Source organism: Billgrantia antri, assembly GCF_019430905.1.
GTDB classification, from domain to species: domain Bacteria; phylum Pseudomonadota; class Gammaproteobacteria; order Pseudomonadales; family Halomonadaceae; genus Halomonas; species Halomonas antri.
Genome location: NZ_JAHYCA010000001.1, coordinates 589,837 through 608,512 on the forward strand (window position 1 = coordinate 589,837; position 18,676 = coordinate 608,512).

General features: G+C 58.3%; 19 protein-coding genes and 1 pseudogene. 10 read left to right on the plus strand and 10 right to left on the minus strand.

Features of this window, described 5'->3' with window-relative positions; genetic code table 11:
* Positions 1–112 precede the first annotated feature (112 nt).
* The gene (locus KPL81_RS02620) at positions 113–868 is read left to right on the plus strand and encodes a phosphatase PAP2 family protein (RefSeq protein ID WP_219790566.1); all 756 of its coding nucleotides are present in this window, start codon (positions 113–115) and stop codon (positions 866–868) included.
* 220 nt (positions 869–1,088) lie between these two features.
* Here the strand turns inward: KPL81_RS02620 and KPL81_RS02625 are convergent, their stop codons facing one another.
* The 5 genes and pseudogenes from KPL81_RS02625 to KPL81_RS02645 form a co-directional block, all read right to left on the minus strand.
* Entirely contained in the window at positions 1,089–1,727 is a 639-nt protein-coding gene (locus KPL81_RS02625; protein ID WP_219790567.1) for a hypothetical protein, read from the minus strand.
* 317 nt (positions 1,728–2,044) lie between these two features.
* Positions 2,045–5,755 carry an NACHT domain-containing protein gene (locus KPL81_RS02630; RefSeq protein ID WP_219790568.1) on the minus strand — a complete coding sequence of 1,237 codons (3,711 nt, stop codon included), beginning with the start codon at positions 5,753–5,755 and terminating at the stop codon, positions 2,045–2,047.
* 62 nt (positions 5,756–5,817) lie between these two features.
* Entirely contained in the window at positions 5,818–6,099 is a 282-nt protein-coding gene (locus KPL81_RS02635; RefSeq protein WP_219790569.1) for a dsDNA nuclease domain-containing protein, read from the minus strand.
* A 482-nt stretch (positions 6,100–6,581) separates the two neighbouring features.
* Positions 6,582–7,436: a DUF6544 family protein gene (locus KPL81_RS02640; RefSeq protein WP_219790570.1), complete on the minus strand. Its 855-nt coding sequence runs from the start codon at positions 7,434–7,436 to the stop codon at positions 6,582–6,584.
* Positions 7,437–7,534: 98 nt separating this feature from the next.
* A pseudogene (locus KPL81_RS02645) lies at positions 7,535–7,932 on the minus strand (GFA family protein).
* 125 nt (positions 7,933–8,057) lie between these two features.
* Here KPL81_RS02645 and KPL81_RS02650 point away from each other — a divergent pair.
* The 3 genes from KPL81_RS02650 (at position 8,058) to KPL81_RS02660 (ending at position 9,810) form a co-directional block, all read left to right on the plus strand.
* Positions 8,058–8,711 (plus strand): DsbA family oxidoreductase, encoded by a 654-nt coding sequence (locus tag KPL81_RS02650; RefSeq protein WP_219790571.1) that lies wholly within the window; start codon positions 8,058–8,060, stop codon positions 8,709–8,711.
* A gap of 85 nt (positions 8,712–8,796) precedes the next feature.
* The gene (gene hmuQ / locus KPL81_RS02655; protein WP_167113393.1) at positions 8,797–9,129 is read left to right on the plus strand and encodes a heme-degrading protein HmuQ; all 333 of its coding nucleotides are present in this window, start codon (positions 8,797–8,799) and stop codon (positions 9,127–9,129) included.
* Between the two features lie 27 nt (positions 9,130–9,156).
* Positions 9,157–9,810 carry a 5'-methylthioadenosine/S-adenosylhomocysteine nucleosidase gene (locus tag KPL81_RS02660; protein ID WP_219790572.1) on the plus strand — a complete coding sequence of 218 codons (654 nt, stop codon included), beginning with the start codon at positions 9,157–9,159 and terminating at the stop codon, positions 9,808–9,810.
* Between the two features lie 11 nt (positions 9,811–9,821).
* On the opposite strand, the gene KPL81_RS02665 is transcribed toward KPL81_RS02660, so the two are convergent.
* Positions 9,822–11,078, minus strand: a complete 1,257-nt coding sequence (locus tag KPL81_RS02665) for an MFS transporter (protein WP_219790573.1) — start codon at positions 11,076–11,078, stop codon at positions 9,822–9,824.
* 107 nt (positions 11,079–11,185) lie between these two features.
* On the opposite strand from KPL81_RS02665, the gene KPL81_RS02670 reads away from it, so the two are divergent.
* Positions 11,186–11,632 carry a winged helix-turn-helix transcriptional regulator gene (locus KPL81_RS02670; protein ID WP_219790574.1) on the plus strand — a complete coding sequence of 149 codons (447 nt, stop codon included), beginning with the start codon at positions 11,186–11,188 and terminating at the stop codon, positions 11,630–11,632.
* Positions 11,633–11,710: 78 nt separating this feature from the next.
* Here KPL81_RS02670 and trxC read toward each other — a convergent pair whose 3' ends face one another.
* The 4 genes from trxC to KPL81_RS02690 form a co-directional block, all read right to left on the minus strand.
* A complete protein-coding gene (gene trxC / locus KPL81_RS02675; RefSeq protein ID WP_219790575.1) occupies positions 11,711–12,157 on the minus strand; it encodes a thioredoxin TrxC in 447 nt (148 codons plus the stop codon).
* Positions 12,158–12,278: 121 nt separating this feature from the next.
* On the minus strand, positions 12,279–13,154 hold the full coding sequence (locus KPL81_RS02680) for an amidohydrolase family protein (RefSeq protein WP_219790576.1): 876 nt from the start codon (positions 13,152–13,154) through the stop codon (positions 12,279–12,281).
* 60 nt (positions 13,155–13,214) lie between these two features.
* Positions 13,215–13,613, minus strand: coding sequence for a RidA family protein (locus tag KPL81_RS02685; RefSeq protein WP_219790577.1), 399 nt, complete (start codon positions 13,611–13,613; stop codon positions 13,215–13,217).
* A gap of 16 nt (positions 13,614–13,629) precedes the next feature.
* Complete coding sequence (locus KPL81_RS02690) at positions 13,630–14,592, minus strand: Bug family tripartite tricarboxylate transporter substrate binding protein (RefSeq protein ID WP_219790578.1); 963 nt, start codon at positions 14,590–14,592, stop codon at positions 13,630–13,632.
* 392 nt (positions 14,593–14,984) lie between these two features.
* On the opposite strand from KPL81_RS02690, the gene KPL81_RS02695 reads away from it, so the two are divergent.
* Genes KPL81_RS02695 through hpaH form a run of 5 tightly spaced genes read left to right on the plus strand, consistent with a single transcriptional unit; the run spans position 14,985 to position 18,668 of the window.
* Positions 14,985–15,569, plus strand: coding sequence for a flavin reductase family protein (locus KPL81_RS02695; protein WP_219790579.1), 585 nt, complete (start codon positions 14,985–14,987; stop codon positions 15,567–15,569).
* Positions 15,566–16,414: an IclR family transcriptional regulator gene (locus tag KPL81_RS02700; RefSeq protein ID WP_219790580.1), complete on the plus strand. Its 849-nt coding sequence runs from the start codon at positions 15,566–15,568 to the stop codon at positions 16,412–16,414. Before KPL81_RS02695 ends, KPL81_RS02700 begins: the two co-directional genes overlap by 4 nt.
* 21 nt (positions 16,415–16,435) lie before the next feature.
* Positions 16,436–17,122 (plus strand): fumarylacetoacetate hydrolase family protein, encoded by a 687-nt coding sequence (locus KPL81_RS02705; protein ID WP_219790581.1) that lies wholly within the window; start codon positions 16,436–16,438, stop codon positions 17,120–17,122.
* The gene (locus KPL81_RS02710) at positions 17,119–17,865 is read left to right on the plus strand and encodes a fumarylacetoacetate hydrolase family protein (RefSeq protein WP_219790582.1); all 747 of its coding nucleotides are present in this window, start codon (positions 17,119–17,121) and stop codon (positions 17,863–17,865) included. The genes KPL81_RS02705 and KPL81_RS02710 overlap by 4 nt, the downstream gene beginning before the upstream one ends.
* Complete coding sequence (gene hpaH / locus KPL81_RS02715) at positions 17,865–18,668, plus strand: 2-oxo-hept-4-ene-1,7-dioate hydratase (protein WP_219790583.1); 804 nt, start codon at positions 17,865–17,867, stop codon at positions 18,666–18,668. Before KPL81_RS02710 ends, hpaH begins: the two co-directional genes overlap by 1 nt.
* The last annotated feature ends 8 nt before the right edge of the window (positions 18,669–18,676 follow it).

The window sequence follows — 18,676 nt, forward strand, 5'->3', positions numbered from 1 at the left end:
CGCCCTTTCGCCGATTTTTGCCTTGTCTGGCCTTCGCTCGCCGACTTTTCAGACAGAGCCTAGGGTTATCTGGAAATCGACATGTATAGTTATCCAAGCAAGGGAGCTGCAAATGAAGCATTACAGAAAAATCGAACATGTGAGACGCCACGGGCTTTCCCTGCTGGCTAGGCTGGGCCGCTACGAGTTGGCAGTGCTGCTGTGTGTCTCGGTTCTTTCCGGTGGGGTCTGGGGGTTCATCGAGCTGGCCGATGCCGTCACCGAGGGAGAGACCCAGAGCATCGACGAGACCCTACTGCTCTCCCTGCGCAACGCTGCCGATCACACCGATCCGCTCGGCCCGGGCTGGGTCGAGGAAATGGGGCGAGACTTTACCGCGCTCGGTGGGGTCGGCGTGCTGGTCGTGATCACCCTGGGCGCCCTGGGCTACCTGCTGCTCGCCCGGCACTATCGCGCGGCGCTCTTTGCCTCGGTCGCGGTGCCCGGCGGCATATTGCTCAGCACGCTGATGAAGATGGGCTTCGATCGTCCACGGCCCGATCTCGTGCCGCATGAAGCCATGGTCTACACCGCGAGCTTTCCCAGCGGCCACTCGATGATGTCTGCCGTCACCTATCTCACCCTGGCCGCCCTGCTCATCCGGGTACAGCCGGCGCTGAGGCTGAAGGCCTACCTGCTGATACTGGCGATACTGCTCACCCTGCTGGTGGGCATCAGCCGTGTCTACCTCGGCGTGCACTGGCCGACGGATGTACTCGCCGGCTGGACCGCCGGAGCGGCCTGGGCCGCACTGTGCTGGCTGGTGATGCGCTGGTTGCAGCGGCGCGGGCAGGTAGAGACAGAGGAGAGTCAGCCGGGCACCGAGTAGGTACTCAAGCGATGGCAGCCGCAGCATCAAGTTGTGCTACCCAGCGGGCTGGGGTTGTAGAACAGCCGATATCTCCTATGGCTGGTGATATCGGCTTTCGGCCAGAAGCTGCCTTTAAGACAATTCTGATATAATGCTATGTTCAGGTGCTTTTAGCGCCAGATCGAGCCTTACGTGAGCAAAAGTGAGATCCGGGTCAAACGCCACTCCCCACGTATTATTAAAATTCATTTTTCGCGAACTTCTTCCAAGCTTCATTCTCCACCAAAGTAGACCTGTAGATCTTTAGCTTGCTGCATCCTCGTATGGCTCGAAGGGCCGACTTAACCTGACTTGCGACTTCCTTAGGGAGCCAAGGGCTTAGCATGATTCGACTGATTGTGTCGAGACTAACTGGAATCTTGAGTGTGACTGTTTCGTGATTGGCGCGAGCTACGAAAAGACGATACTCCATTTCATCGCCGAAGGCGTGTCGCTTAATAAATGGAAGTTCCTCGGTTTCTGGCGGCTTCGAACGCATATCATCTAACGTTCTGTATATGACTGGCTCTGCTCGTAAGCCTTCCACTCGCTTCACGCGATCCAAAAACATTCCTTTATGAAACTCGATGCAGACGCCACTGGCTCCATGTGAAAAAACCCTCCAGTGATGATAGGTTTCGTTAGTTTCGGTTAGGCAAAGTGAATAGATTGAGCTAAGCCCAGTAGCTTCCCCATATTGCTGCAAGTAATATGAGTCATTACGATCATCCCAAGACTTCGGATTGAGAAGTGTGATATTTTTTGTTTCGAGAAAATCGATCAGAAACGGTAGCTCCGTGTACCGGCGAAGAAACCGTCCCTTGGCACTGTCTTTCATAATGCATAACGCCTTAATTAAAAAATAAAATAGTGGTGGGTAGGCAAAAAGGTGTACGTCCCTGATTGCCCCACAGCTTTGGGTAATCAGCTGCCGTGCCATATCTATCAGCGTAGCCTAAAGTTCGATATCAGGCCAGAAGCGAACGCTAGGGACATGCTGATATAGCTAAGCTGTAGCAAAATCCAATTTTAGGGCACATTTTCTACGCATTAGGAACATGATAATTCACCACAGCGGAACCTCAAGGCAAACATTCATCTTAGTGTTTTCACCACTATCACGTCTCTCTAGCTGCTCTTGCTTGAGCCTAAACCTCAAAAATTCCATTGATATCGTAAGTGAGATAATATTTTTTCTAGCTCATTATAGTTGCCAATCCCAAGTGTCGGAAGGATGGCAGACAACATGTCAACCAATTTAACCTGGTCAGAAACATATTTCTGATCTATTGCTTTATTTATTTTATCTTCATGAAGAGTTGGGAGGTTTAACAAAAAGCGCTGGCGCCCCAAAATAAATTTCCATTTCTTCTGCAACCAAGGCAGTAAATGTTCACCGACCAGACGAGAATTTCCGGTCGCATTAGCTATCTGCATAACCTTAAAGGCCAGTTCAAAAACCTGTCTTGGAGAGACTGCTTGTGACTCAGACAAACCACGAGCGTGCTCCCGAATTAATTTCGCAAAGTCCTGATAATAGTCTTCAACCATACCGCTGCTTTGCAAATGGTTAATTAGCACAGAGCGCAGTTCAAAACCACTCGCGCTATCTAACTCTTGTAACGCCTCTTCGATTTTGTCGACATCTTCTTTTATGATGCACATTGCAAAATAGAGAAGAACCATTTGCTCCGTTAAGTCCCGAAGGTCTTCCTGCTGGTCCTTTGTAGCCAACGGTAAAGTGCCGTAGCTCAGGTTCTTAATATCAAGACCGCCAGGCCGCTTATGGCTAGTTCGCGCGAACGCCATACAAGATATAGTATCCTTTAGAGCATCAATAAAAAACTTTGCATCAAGCCGAGTCATGGATTTGTGAACCTTAGCCGGACTTAAAAGCATTTGCCCTTCAAGCACAGGCCCATTAGGCAAGAATCGTTCAAGGTTTTCAGTTATACCCGCATCAAGAGATGCATAATTTTCGACCGAAGCGAGCATGTACCATGCCATCTCAATCGGTGCAACATAGCGCTCTCCAATCTTTGGATGAGGCTCTGGATTGCTCACACAACCAGCATAGATTCTTGTTTCCTCTCCATTTTCTAAAAACCTAGTTTCTCCAGTTGCGTCTTGAGTCAGCCATAGCAACACATGCCGAGTAAGAGCATGGCAATGCGCAGTACGCAATGTCTCATTCGACTCGAATTTATTTAGTTCAATGAGGACAGCAACGAAGTCCTGCAAGCATGTTAATCTACAGCCCTGATGCCAACTTACCAACGCTGCATCAGCCAACAGTCCCACCCTCATGGCAGCCATATCTGAAACGTTTGACTTCTTTGCTGCACCGCTACCGTAGAGATAGTAGCGACGCGCTGTTTTAAAATCGCCTTGCTTCTCGGCGCTGATCGCTGCGTCCCTTCCTAGGAACGCCTTTTCGACCTCGTTCAAAGGTGCATCGCCTTCGATCAATGCTTTGGAAAGCTGAAGGCTTCCTTTGTGGTCGTCTGACCGATAGAGGACTTTTGCTTTTGCACGTACAAGTTCAGAATTTGTCTGTCCAAATATCGAAAGACCTTCATCAAGTACTTTAAGTGCTTTATCTTTGTCGCCTCCGCACTCATCTATAATTATCGCCTGATACTTCCGACAACATACAGCGAGGTCAACTTCGCCCCAGCTAATGGCTTGTTCCTCTAATCGCGCAAAGATCGCGCTGTGAATCGGTGAGTCAATGGTTCCATGATCATGCTCACGCAACCAAGCACCTGCAACAAGTATATCCACTTCAAAAGCGTCTTGTCTGAAAGGCGCTAGTAGTTTCGACCGCAAATCGGATGGGCTACTATCAAGAAAATCAAAAACATGTCGGAGATCCTCGATTTTTTCGAGTTGGTGCGCTTGATTCAAGAACATGGCACCTATTGCGGAGACACCTTCCTCTTCGACGTGTCGAATGCTGTCCAGTACCTCAGTCGGAAGCGCCTCGCCATTCAGCAAGTGATCGAGCTCAGTTATAATCTCAGTAAAGTTCGTACCCAACCCAGTTTTGGGTGTCTGGAGCAGCAGCTTTGAGTAGACGATAATGTTCATCGTCGTGCGCATCTCGTCATGCTCAACGTTCGCTGCTTCCTCAGCGAAACAACGCAATGCATCGTTAATTTTGTTCGGCGAGTCGCTGTCTTGGTTCAGAAGAAGAAGCTGTGCACCTCTGAACATATGACTAAGCGATGCGTTGACAGGGTATGCTATCTTATCCGTCCTAAACAGAGTAAACATCGACAGGTGGGGCGCTAGCATTTTCATTTCTGAAAAATCAGAACCGAGTATAGCCATGCAAAGCTTTATAAGAACTCGTTCGTTCCCGCTCGACCAAGCAGCTATAAAAGCTGAGTCCATATCGGTAACGTCGAGCGTACGACTTTTCGTCAACGAATCCGCGATTGTGCTTTCGATTTTCTTCTTTTCGTCAACACCGAGTGTTTTTGCAGCGAGTCCCGACAGCAGAGGTGAAAGGCTGAACCTATTGCCCTCTTGCTGATCCACCCAAGAGCCAATCAGTGTCTCCAGAATTATCCCTGTATCTAGGACCGCTGGCAGAACTTTACCAAGATCAAAAGCCAGCTCCCTGGTGAACCCACCAATTTTGAGTGAAAGCCTTTCGAGCAGTAGCCGGCTAGAAGGAGGAAGATCGTTCAACAAACGTTCTCGAGTTCGCTTCCTTACGTCTTTAACAGCAGGTGAGCCCTGCAACAAGGTATCTAAAATTTGAAACTCTGAAGAATTCCAGCCCGATATAGCCATGCTCTGGACAAACGCCATCGCAAGTTGAGGATGGCCACCCCCAGATACCAAGTGGGCGTACTTTGCCCAATTAGCGTCACTCACTCCAAACTTTTCAAGAATCTCACGAATGTCTTCTTCTGAGAATTCCGACAAAGTATGCGCAACTCCAGCATGAAGATCACAGGAGAATAGAAACTCATTGCTTGGAAGGTCAGATGAGTTCAAAATCAGAAGGACATCTGAGCGTTGAGATGAGAAAAGCAGGTAGCACAGACTGTCAAGCACTGAAGGGTCTGTAATCCAAGTCAGATCATCGATGATCAGGCCTTGGCGGCCAAAATCTCTTATTGACTCCGCTGACTGAAATAACACCTGTGCAACTTGCTCGCGAGACCGCCCCCTCAAATTTATGCTGGACCAGTCGCCTCCAAGGCTGTTTGCAAGAACACGAGCTGCGACTGTCTTGCCCATACCGGCAGCCCCGAAAATCCAGCAAACCCCGAATTTATCTAAGATTTTTTGCAGTTGCCGAATTGCCTCTGTTCTATTTGCAAGAGCCTTGGGCAGCGGTGTTTCAGAAACCGGGCTAGGCCGGACAGGATGAGCGCCCGAAAGATCGGCCGCTGAAGGTACGGAAGCTGACAAGGCTCTCGCCATGAGCTTGTTCTGTTCCTCGAATTGGGCCCTGTTTAGAGTAACCTGTGTCGCCGTCTCCAGAATCTCTTCTAGGCCATTTCGGTCGATGACACGTTCATCTCGATTGGGGTTTGTAGAAAGCTTTAAAACGACTAACAGTATATTGGCTGTGCATGCTTGCGCTTGCGAATGCACTCCACCTCTATCCAACAGGAGCTTAGAGATTCTCGTATTTATTTGCCGTGCCAGAAAGCGAGATTCATTGGCTCCACAATCAAAGTGAATTCTCTTGAGGAATTTCTCTCGAAGACTGTTATCATCAAGGCCATCTACAAATTCTTTCGTTTTCCTGGAGAGCTTAGAGTTTTTAATGACTCGACGCAACTCGGTCAGATCCCCTGATCTTGCTAATTTTCGCCAAGCGTCAAGAGTGGGCATATCGCTCACTCGATCCTCAATTTTCTTCTCTTTTCCAATAGTGGAGGTTGTAAGGTGACGCAGCGTGACTTTCAGGCTCGGATTTTTTCTTGCAACTGAACAAAGCTGTCAATGCTAGCAACAATATCGTCTGAGTTTATTGTAACACGCCCATGAGTTTCCTTAACTTGCACGGCTTGAAGCGCATTTTTTGCCGCGACAGCGTAGTCCTCGGCCACTTCTAGAAAAAGAAACTCATCCTCTTTCAATTCTGTCCAAGAAAGTGCCGATTGGTAGATTTGGTAAACATACCCTCGAAGTGAATCGATAGCCTCTCGCGCTGTATCCCCGACAGGAGTCTCTTCTGGCGACATTATTTTCTCAACTCGATCATTGGTACCTTATAGATTGCATCACCATAGCTGTGGGCACAATCACCTGTCGTCTATTGAAGCGAGAATTTAGCTCGAATGGAAGCCCGCTATCTCTCTCCAATTAAACTGGAGTTTGACGGCGCAGCGAACGACCGAATACTGTTCTCTGTGATAGTGATGCCAAGGGTCGCGATCCCCAGAATGGACGTCCGCTTTGGGTCGATACCGGACAGCATGACCTGTAGCCGCTCTCGCGAAACTCGATAACAGCGAAGGTATCGTCAGGCAGTGTCCACCGGCCATAACCTGCACTAGACGGTCAAACGGCTGAACCCTAATACTACTCTCGGTGGCTTCCCTATCCATATGGGCTGTCCCTGCGCGTACGGATGTGTCGTTATGTGTCTTTGCGTTTCAGCCTAGCACCGAAGCATGAGTTGTCCCATGGCAGGAATCAACGCAGCCCTACGAAAGGATCAGCTTTACAGCACAGGAAACCTCACCTCCTCCACCCTCGCCCGAAAGAAAGGAAAGTACGCCTCTGTACCGAAGTGATTGCCTCCGTCGACCCGGGTGGGCAGGGTGAAGCCTTCGAAGTTTTGGAAGTCGTCCAGGTAGCCGCCGAAGGGCTGGAGCCGCCACTCCTTCTCGGGGTTGGCGTTGCTCCAGCGCTGGAACTTCACCCAGCGCGGTTGGCCGTTCTCGGCCACGGCGATTTCTATCGCTTGCTCCAGGGTGCCGTGGGTGATGATCGCGCGCGCCAGGTTGGGCTCGCCGGCTTCTTCCCAGTGCACTCCGTGCTGGGGCAGCAGCGCTGCCGGGGCCCAGAAGGCGGCTTCCGCCACGGCTCGGCCGAACGAGGCGCGCAGGTGGTTGTCGTCACCCCCGGCCCTGGCAACAGGTAGAGTGCCGTTGAGCCAGAAGCGCGTCCAGGAGCGGCCGTTCGCCATGCCGTCCGAACCGCTCATCTGCATCAGGCCGGCGCCGGCCCGTTCGAGGTGCCAGATGAAGCCATGCGGCGGGGCGAGGATCTGGCGAGCCTGCATGGGGCGATAGCCGGGCGCTCCCTTGGTGCCCAGGCCGATCTCGCCGCTCATGCGGATCTCGCTGACCACGTGAAGCGGCGTGCCTGGGGCGATGGTGTAGAGGAAGTAGCGCCGGGCCGCCTCGGGCAGGGCTTCCACCATGGCGGGATCGAATTCTTCGACGGTACTGGGCGCCTGGGATTGCAGCCAGGCCCAGGCCTTGTCCCTCGCGCGGGTATCGGCCAGGCGCCACGCCTGCATGGCCAATGCCGCTACCAGCAGCAGACCCACCGCCGTTGCCAGGTACGCCATCCGGTCTCTCCTGCGCTCAGCTCTTGTTCTCAGCTCTTGTTCTCTTCTCGTTCCGCTCTGCCCTACTCTGTGCCCTTCTTGTGCGGGGCACTGATCACTCAACGGGCGGATTCGGGATACTTGGGCAGCTCATCGGCGAGCTCGAACCACTCTGCCTTGGACGAGACCCAGGCGTGGTAGCGCTTGCTGGGTGTTACCGGCGTATCCAGGGTGCCCAGCCTCAGGCGTTTGACCTCGGGCCGGTCGTCGCGGGCGCTGTAAAGCGGACTGCCGCACTCGGCGCAGAATACCCGTGCCTTGTTCGGCGTGGCGCGGTACTCCTTGAGGTATTCCGCGCCCTGGGTGATGCGAAAGTCGGCCGAGCGAATGGCGCCACGGCGGCAAAGGCCGAGCCCTGGGCCTTCCGGCACTGCTGGCAGTGGCACATGGAGACTTCATCGATCTCGCCGCGGTACTCATATGTCACTTTCCCGCACAGGCAGCTTCCCTGGTGCATCGGCGTCTCTCCCCGGTGGCTTTCACTTACGATACCCCTTTCGTTACTCGATGGCTGAAACCGGCGTCAAACGCGACCGGGAGATGCTAGGGTTCGAGGGAACCCTACCCAATGGCGCAGCGACCATGCCCCACGTCGATATCACCGTGATCTCCGATGCCATCTGCCCCTGGTGCTTCATCGGCAAACGCCACCTCGACCTCGCCTTGGCCGAACTGCCCGAGGACATCAGCATATCGGTGGCCTGGCACCCCTTCGAGCTCAACCCCGACATGCCCACCGAGGGCCTGTCGCGGCGTGACTACCGCACCGCCAAGTTCGGCTCCTGGGAGCGCTCCCGGGCGCTTGATGCCCAGGTGGAGGCCGCTGCCGCCCAGGCCGGTATCGAGATCCACCACGAACGCATGACGCGAACTCCCAATACCTTCGATGCCCACCGGGTGATCTGGCTCGCCGGGGAGCATGGCGTTCAGACAACCGTGGTCGCAGCGCTCTTCCACAGCTACTTCGTCGAGGGTGAGGATATCGGTGACGGTGCGGTACTGGCCAAGGCAGCCCGAGACGGCGGGCTGGAGGATATCGACATATCTGCCTTTCTCGCCAGCGACCAGGGTAGAGCCGAGGTCAGAGCCGGCCTCGACGAGGCGAGGCGCCTGGGCGTGAGCGGTGTGCCCACTTTCATCATCAATAACGCAATCGGCCTGTCGGGTGCCCAACCGCCCGAGACACTGCGCCAGGCGATTCTCGAGTCGAGCGGTAGCGGTCGAGCGCCAGACTGAACCGCCTCTACCTGCTTGCCACCTATCGGCGTCGGTGTCATCGTCGTTGGTGATCATCAGCCGCCTGAATCACAAGGAGCTTATCGTGTTCATCGCCATGAACCGTTTTCGGGTCAACCCCGAGAGAGTGGAAGAGTTCGAGCAGATCTGGCTGGAGCGTGAGACCCACCTGCAGGGTCTGCCCGGTTTCGTCGAGTTCCACATGCTGCGCGGCCCCGAGAAGGAGGACCACGTGCTCTACGCCTCGCACACCATCTGGCGCTCGCGCGAGGACTTCGAGGCCTGGACCCACTCCGAGGCGTTCCGCAAGGCCCACGCCAACGCTGGGCAGAGCAAGCGCGAGGGGCTCTACCTGGGTCCTCCGAACTTCGAGGGCTTCGAGGTCATCCAGACGGTTGGCAACGATGGCGATGCCTGAGGCCATGCAGCGTATGAGGACCGGCGCATGAGCGCGGCACGGCGCACGCCGCCGCTGACGCGCCTGGGCGGCCATGACGTGCTGTTCGCGATGGCCGCGGAGGCCGAATACGGGCCGCATCTCAGGCAGCGCTTCACTCCGATCATGACCGGCGTCGGCCCGGTGGAGGCGGCGGTGGAGCTCACCGCTTCCCTGGCCGCCCTCGCCCGTGAAGAGCGCCTGCCGAATCTGGTGGTGTCACTGGGCTCGGCGGGCAGCCGGACGCTCGAGCAGACCGAGATCTACCAGGCGACCTCGGTCGCCTACCGCGACATGGACGCCTCGCCGTTGGGCTTCGAGAAAGGCACCACGCCCTTTCTCGACCTGCCCGCCATCGTTCCCCTATCGCTGCGTATTCCCGGCATACGTGAGGCCACGCTTTCCACCGGCGCAAATATCGTCTCGGGCGAGGCCTATGCCGCCATCGCCGCCGATATGGTGGACATGGAGAGCTACGCCTGTCTGCGCGCCTGCACCCGCTTCGAGGTGCCGCTGATCGTGCTGCGCGGCATCTCCGACGGCAAGGCGGAGCTGCACCACGTGAATGACTGGACGGAGTACCTGCACGTCATCGACGAGAAGCTGGCCACCGCCGTGGACCGCCTCGCCGAGGCGCTTGCCGAGGGGCTGTTGAAACGATGACGGTGCGCTGGCTATCCCTTGCCTTCAACCAGTGAAGTCGCGGCCGGCATGTATCGCCGGGTGGTTGCCCAGAACGTGAGTGCGACCAGGCTGACCGACGCCCCCAGGACACAGACACCCTGCCAGCCGGCATGGGCGTAGGTGGCTGTCGTGCTGATCGCTCCCGCCCCGCTGCCGACTGCATAGAACAGCATGTAGAGGCCGATCAAGCGGCTGTGCGCCTCCGGCCGGGTGCGCAGGATCATGCTTTGGTTGGTCACGTGCAGCGCCTGTCCGCCGAGGTCCAGCAACACGATCCCGATCACCAGCGCCCAAAGCGACCACTCCATCAGCGACAAGGGCCACCAGGCCAGCAGCAGCAGTACCAGGGCAGCTGCGCTGCTGCGTTGCCCCAGCCCTCGGTCTTCCCATTGTCCGGCACGCGCGGCGGCCAGCGACCCGACCACGCCGACCAACCCAAAGGCGCCGGTCACGGTATGCGAAAACTCGTAGGGCGGCGCGCTCAACGGCAGCACCAGTGCACTCCAGAAGATGTTGAAGGCAGCGAACATCAGCAGCGCGAGCACGCCGCGGATTTGCAGTGCCCGTTCTTCTTTTAGCAGTTCCAGCATCGAAGCGATCAGGCTCGCATAGCGCATGTTGCCCGGTGCGGCAGCAAGCGCCGGCAGCCGTCGCCACAGCGGTACCGCGAGTGCCAGCATCAACGCGGCGGCACACAGGTACACGCTTCGCCAGCCGGCCAGGTCGCTGACGCCGCCCGCGAACACGCGAGCCAGCAGCAGGCCGATGAACACGCCGCCTTGTGCCGCACCGACCACGCGGCCCTGCTCGTGGGGCGCGGCGGCACTGGCGGCATAGGCAATCAGACCTTGCGTCATCGCCGTACCCAGTAGACCGACAGCCAGCATGCCAGCCAACAGCACCCAGGCGGCTTGGGCCAGCCCTACCACGCCCAACGCGGCAGCCAGCGCCAGCAGTTGCCCGGTCATGAGACGGCGACGTTCCACAAGATCCCCCAGCGGCACGAGGAATAGCAAAGCCAAGGCACAGCCAACCTGGGTAGCCGTGATCACGCCGCCGACGGCCGCATGGCTGATACGGAATTGCACGGCCAGGGCGTCCAGCAAGGGCTGCGCGTAATAGACGTTGGCAACGCTCAAGCCACTGGCCACCGAGAACAGCCATACCAAGCCACCGGCCATGCCCGCATGGGGCGAGACGGTGCTGTCGTGGCACGGCGATGCCGTCGGGAGATGGGTAGCCTTCATGATCCTCAGCCTCATATCGGTTTCAAAATGAAACTCATTGAATGCTGGATCATGCAGTTTTAAAATGCAACCACTAGACCCTTAGGCGAACCCGAAAGGGAGGTCCCATGCCTCGCCGCAAGTCCTCGAGTGACGATCCCTGTCCAGTGGCGCGCTCCGTCGACGTGATCGGCGATCGTTGGTCGCTACTCATCGTGCGGGATGCGTTTGACGGGGTGCGTCGCTTCGGAGACTTCCAGCGCAGCCTGGGGGTCGCGCGCAATATTCTCTCCGACCGCCTGCATCAGCTTGTCGAAGCGGGCATTCTGGCAACCCGGCCAGCATCGGACGGCACGGCGTACAAGGAGTACGTGCTGACCGAGCAGGGAGAAAGGCTGTTTCCCGTGGTGGTGGCGTTGCGCCAATGGGGGGAGCACCACCTGTTCGCGCAGGGTGAGCCGCACTCGCGCTTGGTCGACAGGAAGACGGGCAAGCCCATTCCCTTCATGGCCCCCAGGGCCGACAACGGCGACGAGCTGGCACCCGGCGAGGCCGAGGTGCGGAAACTGACGTAGCCACACGGCTATCGTCGACTGGCCCGGCCATGGCCTGAGAGGCAGGCATTCAGGGTCGGGCAGTTCCCATCGAGTCGTTTAGGCTGGCGCCCCGATCAGGTACGGCTCTAGCCAGCGCTTGAGCTGCGAGCCCTGCATCAGCCCGGCCTGCCGGGCGATCTCACGCCCCTGCTTGAACACGATCAGCATAGGAATGCTGCGGATGCCGAAGCGCCCGGCCAGGGCCTGTTCCGCCTCGGTGTCGAGCTTGGCGAAGCGGATGCGCGGCTCCAGCTCGGCGGCAGTCTGGGCGAAGATCGGCGCCATCATCTTGCAGGGGCCGCACCAGCCGGCCCAGAAGTCGACCACCACCGGCAGCTCGCTGCGCTCGATCAGCGCGGCGAAGTTGACGCCGGTGAGTTCCAGGGGTGTCCCGGTGAACATTGGCTGCTTGCACTTGCCGCAGCGCGAGGCAGCGAGGCGCGCCGTGGCGACGCGGTTGATGGCCAGGCAGTGTGGGCAGGCCAGGTGCAGGGAATCGGACATGGAAAGGGCTCCAAATGGGTGACATTGACGAGAATATGGTGTCACCCGGGTAGTTTCTCCAGTCAGAATTAGGTCGGAAGACCGCAGATATGTCAGGCCAAGGTTCTAGTGAGCTGGAGCCTCAACGTTCGAAGCCGAAGAGTTCCGCTGGATTGTCGACCAAGATCTTTTGTCGTTCCGCGTCATCGGGTGCGTAGCGATAGAGTAGCTCGAGCAATTCAGCATCGTTGGGCGGCGGTGACTTGGAAAGCGGATGCGGCCAATCACTGGCCCACACCACACGATCAGGGGCGGCATCGATATAGGCCCGCGCGATCGGCAGGACGTCATCCCAGGGATACCCTTGAGTGGAAATCTTCTCGCCCAACGAGAGCATCACCCAGAAATTGCCCTTCTTGAGCAGCTCTATGGTCTTCTGAACATTGGGGTCGGCCACACCCAGGTCGGCATCGGCCCGCCCCAAGTGATCGATGAGCACTGGAGTATCTATGTTTTCGTAGAGTTCGACGCTTTCCAGGATGCCATTTTTCTCCGGCTGGATTTTCATGTACCAGCCCATTTCTCGAAGGCGATCTGCGGCGAGCCGGAACTCCTTCGGCGACAGGCCGACGCCCAATTCCTTGCGAAAGGTGAACCGCGCGCCGCGCACACCCGCGTTGTGCAGCGCTTCGATGTACGCCTCCTCGCGTTCCTTGAGCACGATGGCATTGGCGCAGCCACGATAGTTGGGGCCGGCCTGCTCAAGGGCATCCAGAATGACGCTGTGGTCGGCGCCGTAGGTGGTGGCTTGAACGATAACCCCGCGTTCGATACCCAGGGCACGGTGCATCTTGAGCGCCGCCCCAATAGTTGCTGACGGCATGTTGAACGGTGCTTCCGGACGCGGCGGATAGACGTCCGTAGGACCGAACACATGGAACTGGGCGTCGCAGCTGTTCATCGGCGGCGCCTGCTGGGCCGCGCGAGGTTCCGGGTTGAAAGGGTAGTACTCGGGCATGGTGGCTCCTGCCGTTATCGAGGCAATTGATCGCATCGGGTGCGACCAGGGCTGCGTACATCAGAGTGCGCCCGGCTGGCCGATCACCGCGAGCACGTCACACTGAATCAGAAACTTCGACTCGACCGGGTTCTGGATGGCGTGCCGTGCCGGCCTGGAGTCTGGGTCCGGGAACATCTTCAGCCATTCGGCATTCAAGGCGTCGCGCTGCGAGCGGTCCTGAAGCCAGACCGTCATCTTCAGAATGTCCTCCGTGCTGCCACCGGCGGCTTCGACGATGTTGCGTACATGACGGAACATGTAGGCGCACTGGGTTGCCAGGTCGGCACCCAGCTCCCCGGTTTCAGGATCGGTGCCGTTGATCACGCCGCTGGCCAGCAGGCCACCGATCCGGCTCGCGGCCGGAATCGGGTTGGCGTGCTGAAAACCGGTGCTGTGGACGCTTTTACGTCGTGACATGCAGGGCTTCCTCTATCTAGAGCTGGATATCAGCGCTGCGGATCAGGGAAGCCCAGCGGTCGTACTGCTCATCAAGGAAAGCCTTGAATTCGTCGACGTCCATGGATCGAGCATCGGCGCCGGCGTTATCGAACCTGGTTGCTACCTCCGGGTCGCTGAGGATCGTCTCCAGGGCCGCATTGAGTTTCCCTACGATTTCCTCAGGCATACCCGCCGGACCGAACAGTCCGGTAAAGGTTTCCGTTACCGCTTCGGAATAGCCCAGTTCCTCAAGGGTGGGGACATCCGGCAGGGAAGGCAGGCGCTCAGGGGAGGAAACGGCCAACGCATGCAGCTTGCCGCTGGTAATGTACTGCTTGGCTACGGTGTACTGGTCGAAGTTGAAATCCACCCGGCCGCCAAGCAGGTCAGTAGTGGCCGGGGCGTTGCCCTTGTAGTGCACCGTGAGCCACTCGGTCTCCAGCTCACGCTGGAGCATTTCGCTGATGAGGTGGTTCTGGGTGCCCGCGCCGGGGGAAGCCATGGTCAGCTCGCCAGGCTGTGCCTTGGCTCGTTCGAACAGCTCCTCGGCGCTCGTCAAACCCAGCTCTGGATGTACCTGCAGCACGAGGGGCACGAAGGAGATGGGGCCAATGGGCGTAAAGTCGTCCCGCCAGAAATAGTTCTCCTGGCGGAACAGCAGCGGACTGAATAACACCGGACCGTTGGGAGCGACGAATAGCGTGTAGCCGTCGTTATCAGAATTGACGACATGATTCGCAGCAATCATGCCGCCAGCACCGGGGCGATTCTCTACCACGAATGGCTGGCCAAACTCCGCCTCCAGGCCCTCGGCGACGATGCGAGCAGCAAAATCGACGTTACCGCCCGGCGGATAAGGCACGATCAGGTGTACCGGCTTCTCCGGCCAGGATGCCTGGACTCCGCTGGCCAAGCTTAATAAAAACAAGAGCAAAGTCGCTGTCTTGAGCAGGCGCATTTTTGTTCTCCTAAATTGACGACTCTTATGTCATTCGTTCGACTTCGGGCGGGCGAGCCACCTCGAAGCATCAGGATTACTTTCCTTAATCTCTTGCTGCGCCTTCAACCCTGACGGCTCGATAAAGTCCACCTGACGGACTTGCCTGGCCACGCATTGCGAGTACCGCCTACCCACCCCTTACCAAATGGATGGCCCACAGCGAGTTGAGAAAAGCCTTATCCAAGCCCACACCTCTACGAGAGTCCACAATGTGGACTTATCTGTCAGCGCTTCGTTGACCGTTCGCAAGCAGTGCGATTAGCTTCCAGGCATCCCTTTTCGATCGGCTACGTGAAGAACTGCTAATGTAAATAGATACCAGCCTTCTCTCGCCACAGGAATGCTATCGCTTGATCAGCGGCATCGTGGTGCCCAGGCCGATTGCCTGGATCACCAGTCAATCCCAGCAGGGCGTAGTCAATCTGGCACCGTTCAGCTGCTTCACTTTCGTCTCCAACAGCCCGCTGCTGGTAGGCGTGAACATCGGTCGCAAAGCCGGCCTCGAAAAGGACACGGCACGCAACATCCGCGCGCTGGATGAGTTCGTGATCAATATCGCTGACTGGTCAATGGTGGAAGCCGTACATGCCAGCGCGGTGGAATACGATGCTCATGAAAGCGAGGTGGAAAGCCTGGGACTGACGGTACTTCCGTCGGAAACCGTCGCCCCGCCGCGCCTGGAAATGGTGCCGATCAGCCTGGAGTGCCGCTTGCACAGCGTCACCGCTTACGGCGATACAGGCGCCGAGTTCTTCGTTGGCCAGGTCTGCCAAGTCCATGTTCAGGACAGGCTCTACCAAGACGGTCGCATCGATACCCTCGCCTTGCAGCCTGTGTGTCGCATCGCTGGCGCCAACTACGCCACCCTGGGGGAGGTTCGTCAGCTCAAGCCGGTGGCACAGACACCCAAGACCATCATCGAGGCCCGACAATGAGCCATGACGACGGCACCCTTCCGCCTGAAGTCCACTCGGATATTCACTCCGACGACATGGCCGAGGGCGGCAAGACCTTGGGCGCGCGCAGCATCCGGCGAGCATTGGCGATTCTTCGGATACTCGCTACCGGCCAGGAGCATGGCGTACGCATCACCGATATCGTCCGCGAAACCGGCCTCAACCGGCCCACGGTGCATCGCATCCTGCGCACCCTGATCGAGGAAGGGGCAGTGGAACAGGATCCGAACACGCGGCGCTACATGGTCGGCCCGGAGCTCTCCCTACTGGGAATGTCGCGAGCCGCCCGGGTGCCGGTGAAGTCGGTGGCCGAACCCTACCTGCGCCACATTGCGGAGCAGTGTGGTGACAGCGTTTTCCTGACCATCCGCAGTGGGTTCGATTCCATCTGTGTCGACCGCAAGACGGGAAGTTATCCGGTCAAGGTGCTGTCCATCGAGGTGGGAGCACGCCGGCCTCTCGGCGTAAGCGTCTCCGGCCTGGTGCTGCTGGCCTTCGCCGACCCGGACGATAGCGAAGAAGTCATCCTGGGGAACGAGCAGCGTCTCGCCAGCCATGGCCTGGACCTGAGCGAGGTGCGTCGGCGCATTAACGAAACCCGTTCTCTGGGATATGCCTACAGCAAGGTGGGCGTCGTGCCCGGCACACGAGCACTGGCACTGCCGGTATTCGATGCCAACCAACAGCTGGTGGCTTCGGTGGCGGTATCCGCCTTGGCCGACCGCCTCAGCCCGGAGCGGCTCGCCAGCCTGATACCGCTGATCCGCCACCAGGCCGAATTGATCGCCAAAAGGCTTGGTGAAGTTCAGGCCCGCCGCCACTAGGCCCATGCTTAAGGAGAGACTATGACATCCGATATCTTGCGCCCGGGTGGGGCCTTACTGAGCGGCTCCGTCTACGGCTGCTTGCTCAACGTCCAGGAAGAACTGGATCGGCTTGGCGATGCCATCTACGAAGCACCTTATCATGGAGTGCCTACCGGCCCCGTGCTGTACGTGAAGACTCCCAACACCCAGATCGCCGCCGGCCAGCCGGTACCGATCCCCGACGATGTGGATCAGGTGCGAGTGGGCGCGGCCCTGGGCATCGTGATCAAGACGACCCTGACCCGTGCCAATGCGGCGCAGGCCCTTGAGGCGATCGCCGGCTACACGCTGGTGAACGACATCACCGTGCCCCACGACAGCCTGTTTCGGCAGCCACTCAAGCATAAGTGCCGTGATGGGTTCTGCCCTATCGGTCCCCGGCTGGTGAGCGCTTCCGACCTGCCGGACCCAGCCACCTTCATCGTTCGCACCTATGTGAATGGCGTGTGCAGGCATGAGTTTCGTCTCGATCAACTGGTACGGCCGGTGCCTACGCTGCTCGCCGAGATTTCCGATTTTACCAGCCTTTATCCCGGCGACCTGATTCTAGCCGGCGTCTCCCCGAGTGCGCCGCTGGCCGGCGTCGGCGATGTCGTAGCGATTGAAATCGACGGCTTGGGCCGTCTGGAGAGCCCTCTGGTACGCGAAGGGGAGCAAGCCGCATGAAGCACGCACGGATCGCCTATGAAGGCCGCGTCCAGCAGGCCTGGGAAGACAGCGGCATGGTACGCCTGGCGGATGGCCGGCGCGTGGCGGAAACCGAGGTGGTGTGGCTGCCGCCGGTGACACCGGGCACGATTTTGGCGCTGGGCTTGAACTACGCGGACCATGCCGCGGAAATCGCCTCCCAGGCACCGGATGAGCCCATGGTCTTCCTCAAGGGCGCCAACACCCTGGTGGGCCATCGCGCCTTCACGCCACGCCCGGACGATGCCAGCAACATGCATTACGAGTGCGAACTGGCAATCGTGGTGGGCAGGCCGGCACGCAACGTGACCAAGGCCGACGCCTACGCTTACATCGCCGGCTACACGGTGGCCAACGACTACGCGGTACGCAACTATCTGGAAGGCTTCTATCGGCCCAACTTCCGGATCAAGAGCCGCGACAATTGCACTCCCATCGGCCCATGGCTGGTAGACGCCGCGGATATTCCCGACCCCATGGACCTGAGCCTGACCACCCGCGTCAATGGGGTCACTACTCAGGAAGGTACTACCAGGGACATGCTCTTCGACGTGCCCTTCCTGATCGAGTACTTCAGCAGCTTCATGACCTTGCAGCCCGGCGACCTGATCCTCACCGGCACTCCCAAAGGCACCGTCAACGTGATGCCTGGCGACGAGGTGGTCACTGAGATCGAGAGCATCGGCGCCCTATACAACACGATAATCGCGAGGAGACCGTGATGCTCAGCGACGACGCCATCCGCACTGCGGCCGAACGGCTCGACCGCGCCGAGAACGAACGCACCCAGATCGATCACCTGACCCTACAGTATCCGGAACTGGGCTTCGAAGACGCTTACGCCATCCAGCGCTCCTGGGTCGATATTAAGGTAGCACGCGGCCAGCGCGTGATGGGTCACAAGATCGGCCTCACCTCCCGGGCAATGCAGTTGTCCGCACGCATCGACGAACCGGACTATGGCGTACTGCTCGACGACATGTTCTTCGAGGATAACGTCGAGATCCCTGTAGAGCGGTTCATCGTGCCGCGCCTGGAAGTCGAGTTGGCGTTCGTACTCGCGCGGGACCTGACTGGCCCCGACTGCACCGTACTGGACGTGATGCGCGCGACCGAATACGTGATACCGGCGCTCGAAATCATCGATGCCCGTGTGCGTCAGGTGGATCCGGCCTCCGGTGCACCGCGCAAAGTGTTCGACACCATTTCCGACAATGCCGCCAACGCCGGCGTGGTGCTGGGCGGCCGCCCCATCCGCCCGTTCGACATCGACCTGCGCTGGAGCGCAGCGGTGTGCAGCCGCAACGGTCTGGTAGAGGAAACCGGGGTGGCCGCCGGTGTACTCGGCCACCCCGCCAAGGGCATCGCCTGGCTGGCCAACAAGCTGGCCCCCTACGACGTCACTCTGAAGGCCGGGGAAATCGTGCTGGCCGGTTCCTTTACCCGCCCGGTGGCGGCATCCGCCGGCGACACCTTCCACGTGGACTACGGCCCGCTGGGAGCTATCGGCCTGCGCTTCGTCTAGAGGAGGCG